The organism is Streptomyces roseolilacinus (genome assembly GCF_014649335.1).
Classification (GTDB): domain Bacteria; phylum Actinomycetota; class Actinomycetes; order Streptomycetales; family Streptomycetaceae; genus Streptomyces; species Streptomyces roseolilacinus.
This window is the reverse complement of record NZ_BMSV01000036.1, coordinates 1-808: the sequence shown is the minus strand read 5'-3', so window position 1 is coordinate 808 and position 808 is coordinate 1. Positions and strand designations below refer to the sequence as shown.

Sequence of the window (808 nt, the reverse complement as noted above, 5' to 3'; positions counted from 1 at the left end):
GTAGAGACAAGCGATCATGGACGTGCGGTTGACGACCTGCACAAACGTGTTGTCCCAGGTGCCCAGCGTCGCCTTGCTCGTGTTCGTCTTAAACATCGGCCCTGTGGCGGACTGGCCCTTCCAGGCACAGAAGTACCCCGAGGGGCAGTCGCTGACCGCGGCCTGCGCAGGCGTTGTGCCCGCGCCGAGAAGCCCGAGCGAGGTGAGCCCCAGCGCCGCGGCCATCGTGGCCAGGCGCCGAAGCGGTGATGTGCGCATTCTTTCCCTCCCGATACGGCGCGCACAGGTTTTCGAACGCGCCGCGAAGAGGACCGTACCCGCGCCTACTGCCATCGCGCCGCGCGGGCCGCCTCTTCGTACAGTCGGCCCGGTCCCACCACGTTTGTGCCGGCCCCCCGCCGGCACCTGCGGCTGGTCGCCCCGCCCGTCGTCCCTCGCGTCTTGGCCGACGCGGATGCCGCAGCTACCCGTGCGGAGGCAGCCGCCAAGCGGGCCCGCGCCAACGCGGACCCCACCCAGGCGGCGAAGCTCAAGGCCGACGCCGCGGTCGGCACCGCCACCGGCACCGCCGCCGATGCGATCGACTGCTCCATGCGGCCCCATTGGAGCAGGATCTCAACTGTTGCCCAGACGGAAGGTCGCCGCCGACAAGTTTTCGACACTATGCCCCTCTATAGGGCGCACACAGGGATTCTGTCCGAAAAGCTAATTCTTTGCTGCCCTGGTCGCTGCGAGGCTGACGTTGCCCAAGGTCATCTTGGTGTGTCCACGGAAACCACGTAGCTGCTGCGCTCCTGCGCCCGCTATG

At 67.8% G+C, this 808-nt stretch carries 1 protein-coding gene; it reads right to left on the bottom strand.

Annotated elements, in window-relative coordinates; translation table 11 throughout:
* The coding region (locus tag IE106_RS29960) for a peptidase inhibitor family I36 protein (protein ID WP_189538379.1) at positions 1-258 on the bottom strand (258 nt) is incomplete at its 3' end.
* Positions 259-808: the final 550 nt, after the last annotated feature.